Annotated in this window: 12 protein-coding genes; 7 read left to right on the plus strand and 5 right to left on the minus strand. The window is 40.7% G+C overall.

All coding sequences use genetic code 11. The annotated features are described in order from the left end of the window. Positions 1-30: 30 nt before the first annotated feature. From trxA to H6G79_RS25395, 3 genes are all read left to right on the plus strand, one after another. Positions 31-378: a thioredoxin gene (trxA, locus tag H6G79_RS25385; protein WP_277877322.1), complete on the plus strand. Its 348-nt coding sequence runs from the start codon at positions 31-33 to the stop codon at positions 376-378. A gap of 299 nt (positions 379-677) precedes the next feature. Next, positions 678-1,994: a tetratricopeptide repeat protein gene (locus H6G79_RS25390; protein WP_206758806.1), complete on the plus strand. Its 1,317-nt coding sequence runs from the start codon at positions 678-680 to the stop codon at positions 1,992-1,994. Then, the gene (locus H6G79_RS25395) at positions 1,994-2,398 is read left to right on the plus strand and encodes a hypothetical protein (protein WP_190592839.1); all 405 of its coding nucleotides are present in this window, start codon (positions 1,994-1,996) and stop codon (positions 2,396-2,398) included. The genes H6G79_RS25390 and H6G79_RS25395 overlap by 1 nt, the downstream gene beginning before the upstream one ends. Before the next feature lie 210 nt (positions 2,399-2,608). On the opposite strand, the gene petA is transcribed toward H6G79_RS25395, so the two are convergent. Together petA and petC are read right to left on the minus strand one after the other, a co-directional pair. Beyond that, on the minus strand, positions 2,609-3,610 hold the full coding sequence (petA, locus tag H6G79_RS25400; RefSeq protein ID WP_190592884.1) for a cytochrome f: 1,002 nt from the start codon (positions 3,608-3,610) through the stop codon (positions 2,609-2,611). A gap of 135 nt (positions 3,611-3,745) precedes the next feature. Then, positions 3,746-4,285 (minus strand): cytochrome b6-f complex iron-sulfur subunit, encoded by a 540-nt coding sequence (gene petC, locus H6G79_RS25405; RefSeq protein ID WP_015111832.1) that lies wholly within the window; start codon positions 4,283-4,285, stop codon positions 3,746-3,748. Between the two features lie 229 nt (positions 4,286-4,514). Between petC and H6G79_RS25410 the strand changes: the two genes are divergently transcribed. Next, positions 4,515-4,823: a DUF3067 family protein gene (locus H6G79_RS25410; protein ID WP_062290766.1), complete on the plus strand. Its 309-nt coding sequence runs from the start codon at positions 4,515-4,517 to the stop codon at positions 4,821-4,823. A gap of 165 nt (positions 4,824-4,988) precedes the next feature. Here the strand turns inward: H6G79_RS25410 and tatC are convergent, their stop codons facing one another. Then, entirely contained in the window at positions 4,989-5,783 is a 795-nt protein-coding gene (tatC, locus tag H6G79_RS25415) for a twin-arginine translocase subunit TatC (RefSeq protein WP_190592838.1), read from the minus strand. Positions 5,784-6,136: 353 nt separating this feature from the next. On the opposite strand from tatC, the gene H6G79_RS25420 reads away from it, so the two are divergent. After that, on the plus strand, positions 6,137-8,416 hold the full coding sequence (locus tag H6G79_RS25420; RefSeq protein ID WP_190592837.1) for an FUSC family protein: 2,280 nt from the start codon (positions 6,137-6,139) through the stop codon (positions 8,414-8,416). Between the two features lie 223 nt (positions 8,417-8,639). On the opposite strand, the gene cobJ is transcribed toward H6G79_RS25420, so the two are convergent. Continuing rightward, positions 8,640-10,334, minus strand: a complete 1,695-nt coding sequence (gene cobJ / locus H6G79_RS25425) for a precorrin-3B C(17)-methyltransferase (RefSeq protein WP_190592836.1) — start codon at positions 10,332-10,334, stop codon at positions 8,640-8,642. Between the two features lie 282 nt (positions 10,335-10,616). Beyond that, a complete protein-coding gene (locus H6G79_RS25430) occupies positions 10,617-14,177 on the minus strand; it encodes a Calx-beta domain-containing protein (protein ID WP_242048543.1) in 3,561 nt (1,186 codons plus the stop codon). Positions 14,178-15,258: 1,081 nt separating this feature from the next. Between H6G79_RS25430 and H6G79_RS25435 the strand changes: the two genes are divergently transcribed. Next, positions 15,259-15,648 (plus strand): hypothetical protein, encoded by a 390-nt coding sequence (locus H6G79_RS25435; protein ID WP_190592835.1) that lies wholly within the window; start codon positions 15,259-15,261, stop codon positions 15,646-15,648. Between the two features lie 406 nt (positions 15,649-16,054). Next, the gene (locus H6G79_RS25440) at positions 16,055-18,430 is read left to right on the plus strand and encodes a WD40 repeat domain-containing protein (RefSeq protein WP_190592834.1); all 2,376 of its coding nucleotides are present in this window, start codon (positions 16,055-16,057) and stop codon (positions 18,428-18,430) included. The last annotated feature ends 198 nt before the right edge of the window (positions 18,431-18,628 follow it).

An 18,628-nucleotide genomic window follows, 5' to 3' on the forward strand; every position in this document is an offset into this window, starting at 1 on the left:
CTATGGTAGAATTTTCACGAAACTCAGAAATTGAATTGGCAAAGGTTTTTAGGCATGTCAGCAGCCGCAGAAGTTACAGATTCTACTTTTAAGCAAGAAGTACTCGACAGCTCAGTACCTGTTTTGGTTGATTTTTGGGCTCCCTGGTGTGGCCCTTGCCGGATGGTAGCTCCTGTTGTCGAAGAAATTGCAGCTCAGTACGTTGGTCAAATCAAGGTTGTGAAAGTTAATACTGATGAGAATCCTCAAGTTGCCAGTCAGTATGGCATTCGCAGCATTCCCACATTAATGATTTTTAAAGAAGGAGCAAAAGTTGATATGGTCGTTGGTGCTGTACCTAAAAGTACATTAGCAACTACTTTGGAAAAGTATCTTTAGTCAACTCAATCGGTCATACAATCCTTTTGAGACGCTCTTTTGCTTAAGTTTTAGGTAAATATTTGTCAATAAGTTTATGAGGCGCGAAACCCCGCGTCTCAGTTAAACTTTCTCAAACAGTCTTAAATTTGCATATAAATATCTGAGAAACTTAAATTTTGCTTCTCAAATATTTAATAGCCAACATAGACTTAACTTATATTTCCTCAGACTACTAGTTTGAGGAAAATTTGTTTTGTTGAAAAAATATTTATTTTCCATCAGACGACAGCATTATTTGTAGATACACATACTCTAATTTGGTATTGCAAAATTCTGCTGTAACTGTTGAATTACTCCAACAATTACAAATAAGCGATCGCATTATGATTGAATCTGATTTAGAAGCTGAAAGTGCTGTGGAAAATTACGCTGCCAAACTCACAGTACTTGAATTAGCTGCAACTACACATCCATCCAAACAACAAATTCTAGATTTGTTGAAAGCTCGTGATCAAGTTTATCAAGTATTGACTAATAAAAAAACGCAAATTAGTCAAAAAATTTTAATAGAAATTGTTGACCTGGATGAACGCTTAAAAAAACAAGCTGGCTTGATTACACAGATAGTTCAATTATCAGACTGGCGTGCCAGTTTGCATTGTCAATCAGAAGCTTGGTGGTGGTTTCTTGAGCCTCCTACTAATCAATGGGACAAATATGACTGGCTGTGGAATGCCTTGAGTATTACAGCCATCACTGCAAGCATTAGTTTAGTAGTAGATATTTCTTCCCGTCTTTTAATAGGTATACCAGATACATTTGGGGCTTTTACAATTACAACTCAGAGCGTATTAACTTTATTGGCGGCTGGAGGAGCATTAACCAAAGCTGGACAAGAAGCTATTGAGAAAATTCTAATAAGCTTAAAGATTCCTAACCATTTTCAGAACGAAGTTAAATGCAGTTTCGCCTTGATGCTATTGCTATGTTTAACAGGCTTTCGTTTTTTATTACCGCAGATTGCTGTGTATTACAAACAAGAAGGACATAAAGAACATGATGCTGGCAGATTAGCAAATGCCCAATTAAACTACATTAAAGCCATCAAATTAAACCCAGATGATTGGGAAGTTCACTACAACTTAGGACAAGTTTACCAACAACTACAAGATTTAGACCGCGCTCGTGCTGAATACCAAATAGCACTACAGGGAGATTTTGAAAGAGCATACAACAATTTAGCTCGTCTTTATATTTTAGATAAAAAATATGCCGCAGCTGTTGAATTGCTTCAGCAGGCACAAATACGGGCCGAAAGCAACAAAAATAAAGACAAGTATTTGCAGTATTTCTTACTCAAGAATTTGAGTTGGGCAAGACTAGAACAAAAGCGTTATGAAGAAGCTCGCGTATACTTGGAAGAAGCTATTGATTTAATGAATGATAACGCTGCTGCTTATTGTTTGATGGCTCAGGTACTAGAGCGCCAAAATAATAAAAAAGCTGCAATTATAGAATGGGAAAAATGCCTTGCATACGCTACTAGCCAAAATCCAGATGAAGACGTATGGATTGGTTTAGCGAATCAGTGTTTAAAAGAAAAACAATGCTTGACAAGTAAAGGAGAAAACTAATGTTTCGCAAATCTTTTAGTATAGTACTATTAATTTCTATATTGGTAGTTTTAGATTGGGAAATTACTGGTAATTTTCCTTTGAATGGGATGAAGGCAGTTGCTTCTTCCTGCAAAAAATTAGGGGAAATTATTAAGATTCAGGACGGTTCTGTTTATATAAAGCAAACTGGAGGACGGTGGCAAAAAGTACGTTCTAGTACAAATTTATGTCAAGGAGATATATTAAAAACTACATCTAATCCAGGCAAAAAAGCTACTGTCAAAGTTAAATGTAATGCACATAGTAAGCGTGAAAGAAGACTATCTGCTGACGAAGTAACTGGCGTTACAAATTTTTGTTCACCTTTATTACCTGGCAGTAGAGTATTGGGAGGTAGTAGAAGAGTATTGATTGGGAGGTAGTAGATAGAAGTATTGGTAGGGTGCGTCAGCAGAAATAATTTCTCAGTATGTTCAGGGTTTCTATTACTGATACACCCTACATATTAAATATTTTTTTATTTGTAAGCAAAGTAACTGATTATATTGTGTTGTGTTTTATTCTTGAATATAAAAACTAAAAAAGACAGGTGTATCACCTGTCTTTTTTAAAAAAGGATTTATCAGAGAATCTTAGAAATTCATTTCAGCAGCTTGAACTTTTTCAACCTGTTTCTTCTTGAGAACTAGCATTACTTGAGCTAACATTACCAGACTGATAAAGGCAATTAGCCAACCAACTCTGCTAGAGTCTTGTAACACAATTTCTGTATCTTTTTGACCGAAACCACCAACGTTGGGGTTATTAGTCAAAGCGTCACCAGATTTTACTGTTTGTCCTTCAGAAACAATCAGTTCTGGGCCGAGAGGAATTGTATCAGTGACCACATCACCAGCTTCGGTTGTGATGTTCACCAAATATTTCACGTTACCTTCACCATCGTCTTCTTTGGAAATTTTGCTGATGGTGCCAGTAGCGGAAGCATTGTAAACAGTGTTGTTGCTCTTTTCACCAGTAGGATAAACTTGTCCGCGTCCTCTGTTACCACCTACGTGAACTGAGTATTTACCAAAGTGGATGTTTTTGTCAGTTCCAGGGTTAGGAGATAGAACAGGGAAGACAATTTCCTGATATTGTTCGCCGGGTAAGGGGCCAACAATCACAACATTGTCGGAACCTTCTTTGTAGGTTTGGAAGTAGGTATCACCAACTTCTTCTTTCAGTTCTTCAGGAATGCGGTCTTCAGGAGCAAGTTTGAAGCCTTCGGGGAGCATCAAAACTGCACCAACGTTTAAGCCAACTTTGGAACCATCTGCACCAACTTGCTGCACGCTGGTATCGTAGGGAATTTTCACCACAGCTTTAAATACTGTGTCGGGTAGTACAGATTGAGGTACTTCGACTTCTGTGGGCTTGGCTGCTAGGTGACAGTTAGCGCAAACGATTCTACCTGTCGGTTCGCGGGGAGTTTCAGGATAGGTTTGCTGCGCCCAGAAGGGATAAGCGGCAGCACTTTGAGGCAAAGCAATATCGCTAGTAAAGAAGAATGTTACTGTAGCGATCGCTATGAGCAATGTTTTGGTAATTGCTCTAGCACTGCGAGTCAAACTCGCTGTTGTAAAGGCATTTCTCATCTCTATAAGGACAACGATTCTTGGATGAAGTAGTCGGTTATTGGTCATTAGTCATTAGTCAATAGTCAATGGGTGAAACTATAGACTTTTGACTCAGCACGGGCTAAACGCCCCGCTACGCTAACAGCACTAAAACTAAGCCCACCAAGGTTCTTCGCCGGTGCGGAAGTCGGTTTCAGTCCAGGGTGTGAGAACAATCTTGTCGTTTTCGGCTTTGGCGTGGCTTAAAGCCAAAGAACGGGGTGCAGGGCCTCGAACTACTTTACCAGTTGCGTCGTATTGAGAACCGTGGCAAGGGCATTTAAATTTGTTTTCCGCAGCGTTCCAAGGAACAACACAACCCAAGTGGGTGCAAACAGCGTTAATACCGTAATCGGTGATTGCTTCTTTGCTTTCGACCACAATGTAGGTAGGGTCGCCCTTCAATCCTTGAACGAGGGTGCGATCGCCTACGTTATGGCTGTCTAGAAATTGACTAACGCTCACATCGTTGCCGAGGCTGTCTTTTGCTGTTGTTCCACCACCAGCACCACCAGCCGCCGGAGGAATAAAGTAGTTAACAACGGGATACAATGCACCCAGAGCTACTCCAGTGACAGTCCCAAAGGTGAGCAAATTCATGAATTGACGACGACCCATATCGGGAACGTCCATTGATTCCGAAAATTGAGCCATATCCTACGCGCTCGCTCTTTGTATATTTTGTTTAAGCATTTTGACAAGAGTACTAATACTTGAGCAGCTCCTGTCTGGGTCGAAATGCTAACTAACAATGCTAAACTTCTTTGTTGCAAGACACTTTTAGCATCTTTTCTGTTAGCATTACATTTCTTTATATCCTTATCATACTTGAGTTACGGAACTTAACATCATAACTAAATGTAAAATCTAATTGAGAGAAGCTATGACAGGAAAGGAATTACACCAACTGTTGCTGGATAAATGGGGATATTCTTACGATGTCCAGTTCCGCCGTACCCAAGGCAAGATATTCCTGCAAGTGATGTGGAAATATCTTGAGCAAGCTTCTTTCCCCTTAACAGAGGCAGAGTACCAAGAACATCTTGATACCATCGCTAATTATCTTAATGCTTTAGATGGTACAGCACAGGTAAAAAATTTTATCGCTCAAACACGCGATCGCCCCCGCCTTGGCAAAGCTGTCAGTATCCCCCTCGATTTAGGGGAACGCGCTTCTGAGTGGATAGTGTAACAGCTAAAATTCAACAATTAACACTAAATCTTTTGGTTGGTAAAGTTGAGTAATTTGGGCGCGAGCTTCTTTGATGCCTAAATTACCAAAGTTTACCCGCTTGGAGAAATGCTAAAACTTTGGTGATTTTTCATCCACAAATTTCTAATTTATCAGTTATTTTTATTACTTACCTGTGAGTTTCACTAAACCAATTCCCCCCATATAAAGCCCTAAAACTGCACCGGCTAATAAAGCTTGGGTTAAAGGGTCGGTAGAAGGTGTGAGGACAGCACCTAAAATTACGGCTGCCATAATGACATATCGCCAGCCAGCCAGCATTCGCTCAGAAGAAACAATACCTAAATTGCCTAGCAACAATTGAATAATTGGAATTTGAAATGCTAAACCAGTGCTAAATAACAACAGCAATACAAATTCAAAATACTTATCAATTGACCAGAGTTGTTCTACTACATCCGCGCCGTAGCTAATAAAAAATCTTAATGCGGCGGGAATCAGCGCAAAATAGGCAAATACTAACCCACCAACAAATAACACGCTCGACCCCAAAACTATTGGCCCCACTAGGCGACGTTCGCGGCGGGTTAAGCCTGGTAAGACAAATTGGATAATTTGATAAAGAATAAACGGGCTAGAAAGAACTACGCCACTGTAGCCAGCAACTTTTAGAGAGACAAAGAAATATTCCCCTGGTGCAAGCTGGAGAAATTTCACGCCGGCGGCTGGTGCTTCTAGTAATTGCACAATTGGCTTGACAGCAACAAAACAGCCAATCACAAAAATGACTACAGCTATTAGCGCATAAAATATGCGCTGTCTTAACTCTTCTAGGTGGTCGAAAAGAGACATTTCGACTTCACCCGGCAACTCATCAAGAGGATTGGTCTCAGAGTTGCCTTGTCCTTCTAGGTCGATATCGGGATTGATAATGGTGTCAGCTTCAGATGAAGGAGTCATGAGTAGGCTATTAGGCAACATTTGTTAACTATTCTATTACTCATGGGTGTAAGGATGTAGGGGTGTAGGGGTAAAAGGGTATGGGGTGTAAGGGTTTTGGAGACATACACCTCAATGAAGAGGCAAAAGAGCAGGGAACGGGGAGCAACTCACAAGTGTAGGTTTTGAGTAGCGACTCTAAAAATCACGATTTAATCAAAGTTCTATCCCCCTCACACCCTTACATCCATACACCCTAAATCAATTGATAGATGCGCTCAACTTTTAATCCCTGAGAGATATTCCCTGGCGGCGCTGATTTCTGCACAATAAATCAGTAATCAAACTGGATTTTTCTAGTCGCCAGCATCATAATGCCATCCACAAATAAACGTTCTTTTCGTTGGTTGTTGCAGCAGTTTCAACTCAAGCCAGGTAAACCCGCGATTTTCTCCGGTGTTCGGAGTCTGTTGATTTTGGGTGTTCCCATTGGGTTAGGAATTATGACAGGGAATGCGGCTGCAAGTGCGGTTGCGACTATGGCGGCTTGGTTTGTGGGGATGGTAAATGTTGATGGTACTTACCGCCAGCAATTGAGGGCGATGATTGCTGCGACTTTTGCAGTGACGCTAGTATTTCTGATTGCTAGTCTGGTAAGCAGTCATCTCTGGTTAGCTATCCCGACGACGTTTGTTGTGATGTTTATCGCAGGTTTAGCGGGTTTATATGGCAATGTCGCTGCATCTGTTAGCTTGGTGACTTCCATCATGTTTGTGATTGCCTTGGCTAGATTTGCGACATTTACCAATTTTCCGACTCTGATTTTACACTGTCTGCTATGTCTCGCTGGGGGAACATGGACAATTTTACTGTCATTGGGCATTTGGGCGGTACAACCTCATGATCTTGTCAGGGAAGTTGTGGCTAATTGTTATCTCTCGTTGAGTCAATTTGTGGGCTTAGTGAAAGAGAGAGTCTTTGATTACCAAGATAGTCAGGCGTGGACAGAACAATTTTTGCCAGCGCAGGATGCTGTAATTCAAAATTTAACTGCGGCGCGGAGTTTGTGGACAGCGAAATGGACTGTGCAGAAAGGTGCTAATCAGCAGGGAAATAATTTATTGGTGTTGATTGAAGATGTCAATCAAATTCTCAATGGGATTGTGGCATTGAATGAACTGTTAGCGATCGCATCTGCACATCAATTATTTTCTCAGTTACAGACCGAGATTCAACAAGCGATCGCACAATTGGGAATTGCTCTAGAAATGTTAGCAAAAGCGATCGCTAAAGGCAAAAACTCAGTTCATTTAGGTGATTTACATCGTACTGTTGAAGCACTACAACACCAATGGCAAGTTCTCCGTTCCCAAATCCTCACCACAACTCACCCCCACACAGATGACTATGGCGATTTAGTTCATCTACGGCAAATTACCAGCAATTTGATCAATCTTGCCCAGCAAATACAAACTGATGCAGAAATTGTCTCAAATTTCAACCAAGGAAAACAGCATCTGATTCCGCAAGTCGATATTTCTGTCTTCCCTGAGTCAAACTCTGGTGTAATTATTGACACATTGCGAAATAACTTCACCTTTGATTCCGTCACCTTTCGCCATGCCTTACGTTTAGCACTAATTACCACATTTGCCGAACTTCTCGCCGCAATCTTGCAATTACCCAGAGGTTACTGGATTACTTTAACGGCTTTAGTGGCACTTAAACCCAACTTTGGCGGAACCTCAGAAACAACGGTGCAGAGAGTCATCGGTACAATTTTAGGCGGAATTATGGGGATTGGGCTGATTTTATTAGTGCAGAATCAAAATGCGATCGCAGTTTGTTTACTGCTGTTGGTATTTATGGCTATGTCGGTGCGACCTTTAAGCTACAGCCTATTTACCATCTTGCTAACTCCCGCCATTATCTTATTACTTAACTTAATTAGTGCTGGTGGCTGGCAAGTAGGAGTTTTGCGAATTATTGATAGTATATTTGGCGGTGTTTTAGCCTTAGTTGGTAGCTATTTACTATTTCCCAGTTGGGAAAGACAACAACTTCCCAGCCAATTAGAAAAAACTATTCGCGCTAATCTCGCCTACTTTCAGCAAGTGATTGCTAACTACCTGAATCCAGAGCAAAATGTATTTGCTGCTATCAATAACTTACGCCATCAAGCAGCACTAGAAAACGCCAACGCCACCGCCGCAGCCCAAAGATTATTTAGCGAACCTCGTCACGTCCAAGGTGAAATAGAACCTGTGATGACTTTGATTTTATACATTCGTGGCTTTTTTAGTTCAGTGACAACCTTAGCCGAACATCTGCGGGAATTTAGTGGACAGTATCAATTTATAGAACTACCGCAACTGACAGATATTATTGTGCAGATTTTAGAAAATCTAGCAGATAGTCTGCAACAAAAACAGCGACCCCAACCATTACTACCATTAGATAATTATCTCGAAGTTATTCACAATCAAATTGAACAGTTACACACTGCTCGGTTATCAGAAATTTCTCTACATTCTCACACTTTAACTCCTACATTAAAAGCAGTAAGAGAACAAACTACCTTATCTACAGAACTAGAACGCATTATTAATGAAATTAAAGTAATTCACTGTGTAATTTCTCGTTGGCAAAGTTGAATAGGACTAATAAGTAGAGCGACTTAAATATTTGTAGTTGGGAAAAGGCAGGAGGCAGAAGGCAGAAGGCAGGAGGAAAGAGGGTTTTAGTTTAATTCACTTTTCTTAATATAGTTATGTTTTTTCCCACCGACTTACTTAGACCTCTTGCATAAATCAGATTTTGTAGGGCGGGTATGATTATGCCCACCCTACAATCTTAATCAGGGCTTGCTGACTGAAATTACTGGGCATATCGACGTGGCGTATAAACTGAGACACTACCATCAGAACGTTGAATAGTCCTGGTTTGGCTTGAACCCACAATAATCACTGTTCGCATATCGGCGACATCTGGTGTTAATTGCTCAAGCGAAATTACCTTAATTGTTTGTCCTGGTCTGCCCAAATTTCTGCCTAATACTACGGGTGTAGTGGGTGTGCGATATCGCAGCAATATATCTCTAGTGGCTGCAAGTTGCCAAGTGCGGTCTTTAGAGACAGGGTTGTAAAAGGCGATCGCAAAATCTCCTCCAGCAGCAGCCGCAATTCGTTGTTCGATAATTGACCAAGGTTTTAAAATATCTGACAGTGAAATCGCGCAAAAGTCATGCCCCAAAGGAGCGCCTACTGCTGCTGCGGCTGCTTGCATTGCGGAGATTCCCGGTGCAACATGAATTTCGATACTGTCCCATTCTGGTTTGGGATGACGGTCGAGGACTTCAAACACCGCCGCCGCCATTGCATAAATCCCCGGATCACCAGAGGACACCACAGCCACATACTTACCTGTCGCTGCCAAATCTAGCGCCATTGTAGCCCGTGCTATTTCTTCCCGGTTATCAGACTCATGGCGTTGCTTACCATCAGCTAAAGCACCAACCAAATCAAGATAAGTTTTGTAACCTACAAGGTCAGTCGCCAACCTGAGAATTTCTTTGACTTCTGGAGACATCCACTGTGCAGAACCGGGGCCAGTGCCAATAATAGCTAACTTACCCCGTGGCTGACCGATGGTGTTGGGGTCAATGGGTGCGGGTGCAATAGCCAGAGCTATATCAGCAGCTGTCGCCGAGATGAGTTGACCACCTGTGACAGCCAAAGCCATTGCTTGTGCGTTTTCCCATTGATTTTCGGTAAAAAAGCGCGTAGATACACCAAAAGCATCAGCGATATTGTGGATTGCTGGATGAGCAGCAATGTCTAGAGATGCAAAGATTCCAGCTATAGAAGCAGGTGCAATTCCAGCATCGGTCAGTAGTTGTTTAACTGTAGCTAAATTAACATGAGGTTGAGTAATGGCGATCGCGATCGTTTGGGGATGATAAACCAGACAATTGACGGTAGAATTTACCAATCTTTCTGTAACTTTAATCGTCAATTCGCCTTCAGCATCAATTGGCAATTGACTATTACTCAACCAAGGTGCAGTTCCCTCTAATTTCACCCGCGCCCCCGCCAACAAATCAGAAATAAAAGTTTTCGCATCCTCTGGGTTAGCTAAACGATAGCCAGCAGGAGGCAATAACAACGCCGTGCGAAACCGAATATCCCCAGTAGTTGTAATTGCAGCTGGAACATCCAACACCTCAGCAATACGGCGTGCTAAATCATTGACTCCACTTAACCCACCTAATAGGGGAACTACCGCACTACCATCTTCCGCCACAGCTAATACTGGTGGTTCTTGACGCTTATCAGAAATTAAAGCAGCTAAAGTTCTAATTAGAATACCAGCCGCACAAATGCCAATCAACGGTGTTCCCGCAGCAAACAACTCGCGCACAGTCTCGCCAAAATTGTTAAAACTAACATCAACTCCAGAAGTTCGTCCTGCTAAACCATATAATCTTGCTCCTGGCAAGACACTCATCATTTTACGAGCTATTGCCACACTATTTTGACCCAACACTACAACCGCAGGTGCAACCTTGATCATGAGAATTCTGGAATTTGAGTAGATATTGTGCAAAGTTTATAATACAAATCTTGTAGAGACGTTATACCATTTTGGATTTTAGATTTTGGATTTTGGATTGGGAAATTGCTTACTGGTGAGCTTTTCAGTAACCCATTTGTCGCAATCATTTTTCAAATTGGTATTACATATAGCAATCCTATTTTATTTGTGAAAACCAAGAGGCAAAGATCCCCGACTTCTTTAAGAAGTCGGGGATCTTTTGATTCACGAAGGATGACTTTTGACTTTAGCGTAGCTGTATTAGGCAATCACACTAAAATCGCTGCTAGTCAGAGTAATATCACTATTGCCTAAATAAGCAAACTCAAAAACTGTTCCTGTACCCAAGACATTACCATCTTGGTTATAGAATAAGCTGCCGGTACTTTGGCTATAAACAATCCGCGCACTACTAGCGTTGACCAACTCATCATCTGTAACAACTGCAAAGTCAGTTAAATTCTGTCCCGCACTATTAGTAATAGCCTTGAAAGTATTTTTACTCAGCACAATCTTATCTTGCAGCACTTCAAAACTGCTAATATGGTCAATGCCTAAACTGGCAGTAAAAACACCATCGCCTTGGAATAAATATTTATCCTTACCAACACCTCCGGTAAGCACATCATCACCAAGTCCTCCCCAAAGGGTATCATCACCCGCTAACCCTTGCAGTTGGTCATTACCATTACCACCAGTCAAAAAGTTATTCAGTGTATTCCCCGTCAGACGGTCATTACCTGTACTACCAACGGCGTTTTCGATGACGTTATTGGCAGAGAGTGTGAGTTTGAGGTTGCTATTAACTGTTTGTGTTGTAGTGATTCCTAAATTGAGAGTACTCGCAAGGGTAGTTTCCCGGAGGTCAATAGTATCAGTTCCACCTGTGGTTGTTTCGACAATCTTATCAGTACCTAAAACTGTCGTGGCTGTAAATATATAGGTATCATCGCCATTTCCACCTGTCAGGGTATTATTACCACTATTACCTCTGAGAATATTATTGCCTGCATTTCCTGTACCGTTAATTGCTGCTGTTCCTGTGAGGGTGAGGTTTTCGACGTTAGTGGGTAGGGTTGTAGTAACGGAGGTAACGAGAGTATCGGTAATAGTTGTAGTAACGCTTGTGGTTGTACCAAGAGTAGCATTTATCGGAGATGTCAGCCTTAAAATAAAGCTCTCATCTACTTCATTCAGAGAATCATTGAGAATTGGAATATTGATAACTTGACTGGTGACACCTGGACTAAAAGTTAAAGTTCCGGTAGTGGCTGTATAGTCTGAACCTGCTGTGGCTGAAGCATTAGCAGTTGAATAATTAACGGTAATAGTTTGGCTACTAGGGTTAGTGAGAGTGACAAGATAAGTCACATTTTGAGGATTAGTGTTGCCTTCGATAATAGTCTGACTAGAAGTGAGATTAATCGTCGGTCGTAAATCATCATTAACTATGCTTCTCGTTAGACCTGTTGTCGTGCCAATTTTGTACTCGCTACCAGCAGCTAGAGTTAAAGTCACGTTTTCATTAGTTTCAAAAGTGGTGTCTGCTATTGGGTCAATGGTGAGTGTGGCTGTACTTGCACCAGCCGCAAAGGTAATTGTCCCATTTGTAGCTGTGAAACTAGCAGCACCTAATTGATGGTAGTCGCTATTAAATGTCGCTGTGCCACCAACACTATAGTTAACTGTTAAGGGGTTGATATTGCTGCCGCTTCTGGTAAAGGTGTAAATTAAATTGTTGCTACCATCTTCGTTGACGCTACTTGATGAGACGGAAAGGGTGATGCTTGGCAAATCATCATTGACGATGGTTCCGGTTAAGGCGGTTGTTGTAGCAATTGTGTAACCACTACCATCAGCCAGAGTTAAAGTCACGTTTTCATTAGTTTCAAAAGTGGTGTCTGCTGTGGGGTCAATGGTGAGTGTGGCTGTAGTAGCACCAGCCGCAAAGGTAATTGTGCCGGTTGTAGAGGTAAAACTGGTAGCACCTAATTGGCGGTAGTCGCTGTTAAATGTAGCTGTGCCACCAACGCTATAGTTAACTTTTAATGTATTGGTGGTGCTGCCGCTTCTGGTGAAGGTGTAAATTAAATTGCTGCTGCCATCTTCGTTGACACTAGTAGATGATAAGGCAAGACTGACGGTTGGATTACTGAGAATATTACTACTACTGACAATACTGCCACTGATAAAGTACTGTCCCAAACTACCGTAATCAGTGTAGCCGGTTGAAAGTGGATCTCCTTTACCGACACCATCAATAGCGAGATAATAAGTTCCGGCAGTAACTGTGGTGGCGATCGCAGCAGATAATAAATCAGTGGGATTAGACGAGGCAATTAAAGTCCCAGCAGAATTATATAACTTTGCCAATATATCTAAGTTAGGGCCGCGACTAAAGGGATCAATTGTCAAATTAATCGCACCTGCACCTGTGACGAAACTATAAAAATCTACATCTGTGTTGCGTTCAATAATGCCACTACCACTGACAGATGTACCAGAAATAGTCAATGCTTTTGCTGTGGCAATTGTATTACCAGCATCGTCGGCTCGATAGCTAAAACCATTGTAAGTGGTAATAACTTGTAAATCATCTTCAGTATTGTTAGCAGAAGCATATTGGCCTTTACTCCACTGGGTTAAGTTCTGGTAATACCCTGCGCCCATGATTGCAGCCCAGCCAGTAACACCGCTACCCTGTCCCCGATAGTATTCTTCTGCGGGGCTAATTCTGCCATCATGTTCCAGTCCCAGAGTGTGACCTACTTCATGGGAAATCGCTTCAGCAACGTATTTTTCGTTATCAGACAAGGTGTCACTAAATATAAAGGCAGGAGTATCACTATTCCAATTAAATGAATCTAAAAAAGCTACTCCTCCAGCCCCACTAGCATACCAATCATTACTGCTACCACCAATCACAACCCGCACGCCCCAGCGAGTATCTGTAGAACCGCTCTTAATTAAGTCATTAATATCTGTTGGGGCTTGGGTGGTAACGTTGACATTAAATGGGCTGAAATCCTCAGCTACACGTTGCCAAATATACTGAATTCGTTCCAATTCCGCCGAGCTAAAAGATGCTGTATTGCCATCAAAATCAAAAGCTGGAGTGACAATATTAGACCCTCCTAGATAATCTGTATTCCAATAAGTTCCAGTAGTTGTATGTCCATTGAAATCTAAATAAATTGTCTGGTTAGCTCCCGCCAAACTATTCAAGGAGAAAGTCTTGGTTAAATCTAAAACACCTGATGCAGGTTGGGCTACTGCTGACTGTTGCGCGTTGACTAAATTTAAATCGACTGGCGCAAGCATACAAGAAGAACACCTGCAAATTTGAGCATGTGCCTTACTGCCTTGAAGAGCTTGCAGCAGTGTAGGTTGCAAGATAGATGTAGGTGCTAGGTCGGTTGAGCTATTATTAAGAACTAAATCAGCAAAAATCGCCCCTTTGTCGCCAGAGGAGTCTGTTGGTTGAACCGCACCATGAATAAAATTGCCGATTTCTGTTAATAAAACAGCTTTGATTGCTGCTGGTGTCGCTGTATTAACAAAGCTTTCAGCCAAATAAATTTTGTTAGTACTACTGACATAACCTATCTGAGTATCGTCAAAAATACTATTACTAATAATTTCAACTTCTGGAAATTGACTAAAGTCTCCAGCTTGCCATTGAGAACGCAAATCATTGGCAGTCGTACGGTTGTATTGATTGCCAAAAACTGTCTCAAATAAATTCCAGAAGCTCTTTAAATCAGAAAAATTGCTAAGTTGAGTGTATGTTAATGAAAGAGAAGAATTCAAAATATTATTCATAAAATTAAGACCTACGCAACTATCACAAGCGATAGGTAATTGAGGTTTGACTATTGCTTGTCAAAGTTGCGTGAGCCGGGAACTACCTGTTTAAGAGCATCTATAGGAATACGGTTTGATTCCTGAATCTAGTTGTGTGGGTGTAGGGAATGGGGAGTAGGGAGTAGGAAAGAAGCCTGATCTGGGTGTACTGATTTTTTTTAGAAATCAAATATGATTCCTATGTGAATTAGCTATTCTTGTCATGACAGTTGCAAACTCAATATGAAGAAATTACAAAACAGATTTTCAAAATACTGATGTATTCGGCTACATTCTAATCCTGCCAAAACCTGTTTGCCTGAGTTTATCTACTATTATTTTGCGGCTGTTCAATAGATGATGATGTTATGAATTTGCAGCAAGATTTAAATAAATATACGCAATTTGCCAAGGCTGATATAAAAACTTGCAGATGAATTAATTTATTTAATTACTTTCCACGAGTTATTGTCTAAAATTAAGAGTATGATTTTAGCGTAATTCAGTCAGTAGAAAATACTAGCTTAGGTAAAAATACAGTTTGGCTAGTACAACAGGGCAAAAGTAAAAAGGCAAAAGTAAAAAGAAAGAATAACGATCATACAAGCCTTTTATCAATTTCTTATGGTCTGTTTATTTACACCGACCTGTACTAGTCAAGTTTAGATAAAGTGGAATCAAAGTCAGGAAGATTGCGAAAATAAGTCTGGTGCAGATAAACAGAATGAAGCGCCGATAAACAAATTATTGTTTAGAACAACAGAGATAAGGGAGACAAGGATGACAGGGTAGACAAGGGAGAAATATGTTTGTAAATTATTTAGAATTGCTATATGGCGTTTCTTATTCTAGTGAAGTACAAGCAAGAATAATTAACCGCAGATGAACGCAGATAGACGCAGATAAATTTGTACCTCAGTAGACTAGTAAACGCTATAACTCAAGATATCTTTAAATGAGTCTTGCATTATGCCTATATGTGATGGTTTTATTCAGGCACTTAGTTAAAGTAAATGCGTCACGATTAATCATGATTAGTGATTAATATCAAGAGGCCAGAATGAAAAACGCAATTATTACTAAAACACTCATAACATCTGTTAGTTTGTTAGCTTTGTTTGCACCTAGCCAAGCCTCGGCTCAACTAGTACCCCAGCCTTGGGTTTCTGTTGGTAGTAAAGAGGGTGATGTAACTTATGCTGTGGGTGCGAGAGCTTTAAACTTGGGTGTGGAAGTGGGAAATGGCCCTGATGGTGCGACGGGCGTAGATGTGTTGAAGTTTATTAATTTGCCCGTGATTTCTCCTTATGTTGGCTTGGGATTATATTCGCAAGATAAGGGCGTGGCTGTTTCTGGTGGTGTTCAGGTGGGTGCAACCAAAAATGTTTTCGTGGGGGCAGGTTATAATTCTGTGAGAGGTGTGAATGGGCAGTTAGGAATTAGATTTTAATTGTTTGGGAAAATATAGGGTATTTTCTAGTAAAATACTCTGTTTTGATTATTTAATTTGGATTTATTGCTAAAATATTGCTATAGCTTTTAATTATAACATTAATCTTTAATTAATTAGGGTTTCTAAGATTCAGCCAGGAATTAGTTTACTTAAGTTTCTCAATATTTTAAAATTTAATTAAGGTGGCGATCGCTAGACAACATTTCCTGGCAATTCTTCTATGATGCTCGGTAATTGGTCGGGAATTAGAAATTTAATTTCTGGGCAAATATGATCCTGCTCAGTAGTAGGCTGGCTTAGGGCGATGATTGTAAGTGATGAATTGTAGCAATACTTCATCATCAACTGCTACAAACATATATTTACTCTCTCAAGATTATACTTATCTAACAGGCATCCCTGTATGGAACAAGGGTTAAGGTTACTTATCCAACTCGTGCTAGAGTTTGCACCTGTAGTTGTCAACCTAGTACAAAAAAGAACAGCAGAAGGTCTGACAACAACAAATTCTCAAATACCGCAATTTATCGAAGAGGTTATCGAATTTGTTAATAGTACAACTAATGGTAAAAGTGCCGAAGATGGATTTCAGCAAGAAAAACTGCTGCAACAGCAATTAGCAGTTTATCAACGAGAAACACAAATACAAATAGCCCAACAGCAAAGAGATACATCTCTTCAGTTACCCGAAGTTAATAAAGTTTTAGATAGTTGGCCGTTAAGATTATATCCTTCGCAAATTTTAGAGACTCATAATACACAGACAAATATTCCTCTGAAAATTTTTCTGGCTCCTCCCCAAATAAAGTTTGACCAATTTGACTGTTATCCTGAAGAAATTTCGGAAGTAGAAAGAATTTTAGCCGAAGGTATCCGAGAATTTATTAATACTAATTATTCTCTCCATCATCCAACAAGACCAACAGAATTTTTAGCAGGTGCTTGGGATAGTAAGCGTTTTCATAGTGAATCTAGTATTAAAGCTTTGTTTAGTTTATTAAAAACAGAGCCAATTTTGATTTTAGAATCAGACCATGATGGAGATTATTTAAATTTTCGCATTGCTTATTGGGGTTTAGGGCAGGAAAATTATTTTTATAAAACTATCTCGCGTTTACCATATAAAGAGATTTTACAAGAGTTTGCTAAAAGTCGGGCATTAGAGTGGAAAAAAATTAGGGATGAATTAATTAATTTAGGGGAAGATTTAGAGGAAATCAATCAACTAGGCGGTGATAATGTCCATAATTTAGCTCTTTTAGAAAAGACTGAAAAATGGCAAGCCAAAGGAATTGATATTAGTAAACTGTCGTTGAAGTACCAGATAAATCAGGAGGATATTGCTAAATTTTGTCAGGTATTAATCACCTGCCATTGTTTAGTTGCGGCTTGGGTAGCAGATGCTTATCACTTAGTTCATCATGATGTACCCCCATTATTGCCAGAGTTATTACCTAGTTTTCTTAAAGATAGGCTGGACTTGCCGACGGTACAGGCAATGTCAGAAGATAATATTTTGCAGGTATATGCCGCAGGTTATCAGCAGGTTTATCAAGCTCTAGCAAAGGAGCGTCGATATTGGGTTCCTGAATTAGCTTTGCAATTAGCCCAGAGTTTATCACATTTACCCGATCGCACCTGGGCAGCAGAACAAGTAGATTATTCGATTAATACTTGGTTGGAGTTACGTCAAGTGGCAACTCAGGCATTTCCCAATGCTCTAGAAGCAATGCAATCTGCCATCAACGTCGAAGATGAGGAATATATCTACAAACTCCAAGAATATTTTATCGCAGTGGGCGATCGCCAAAGTGTTGCCGCTACAGAAAAAATTTTACAAGCGATCGCCACCCTCAAACACAAACGCCACCTCGAATCTCCTGAACTTATCTACACCTTAACTGATCATTCTGGTAAAGTTGCATCGGTGGCTATTAGTCCCGATGGCGAAACTGTAGTAAGCGGCTGTGCAGATCAAACAATTAATATCTGGAATTTACAAACCGGCAAACAAATCAGAACTATCTCCGGGAATTTAGGCGAAGTTTCATCGGTGGCTATTAGTCCCGATGGCAATTTTTTGGCGGTGGGGAGTTGTCAACATCCCAAAAGTAACGTCACAGTTTGGCATTTACAAACTGGTCAGTTAATTCACACCTTATTAGGGCATCAAAGACCAGTCAATGTTGTCGATATTAGTCCAGATGGGCAGATTCTCGCTAGTGGCAGTAATAAAATTAAAATCTGGAATCTCCACAAAGGCGATCGCATTTGTACACTTTGGCATTCTTCATCCGTTCATGCTGTAGCCATTAGCCCTGATGGTAGCATTCTCGCCAGTGGTAGTTCCGATAGCAAAATCAGACTGTGGAACCCCCACACAGGTGATCCCCTCCGCACCCTCACAGGTCATACAGGCGAGGTAAAATCAATAGCTATGAGTCGGGATGGGCAACTGCTGTTTACTGGGAGTACTGATACAACCATTAAAATTTGGCATTTACTCACAGGTAAACTGTTGCAGACTCTCAACGGTCACTCAGATGAAGTCAAATCAATTGCCTTGAGTCATGATGGTAAACTGTTATTTAGTGGTAGTAGCGATCGCACAATTAAAATCTGGCAGATTGCGACAAATGAAATTCTCTACACCCTCACCGGACATTCAGGAACCGTCAATTCTCTCGCCCTCAGTCCCGATGGTAAGTTGCTTGTGAGTGGTAGTTCTGATAAAACCATCAAAATTTGGCAACTGACAGCCAGGATAAAGCAAGGCTAAGTTACTTAACGAACCGCCAAGTACGCCAAGGACGCAGAGAGAAGAAAGCACCAAGCAACTGGTGTGCTAATTCCATTCGTCGGGGCTAGTGGTCTGGCAACTCAACTTTGCCGGGTGAATGCAGATTTTGGTAAGCTATTTGAAGTGTGGCGGTGAATAGCATAATGGTAAAGAAGTATACAGTAGATTTGAAGACAG

It is taken from the genome of Anabaena sp. FACHB-83 (assembly GCF_014697485.1).
Taxonomy (GTDB): Bacteria; Cyanobacteriota; Cyanobacteriia; order Cyanobacteriales; family Nostocaceae; genus Nostoc_B.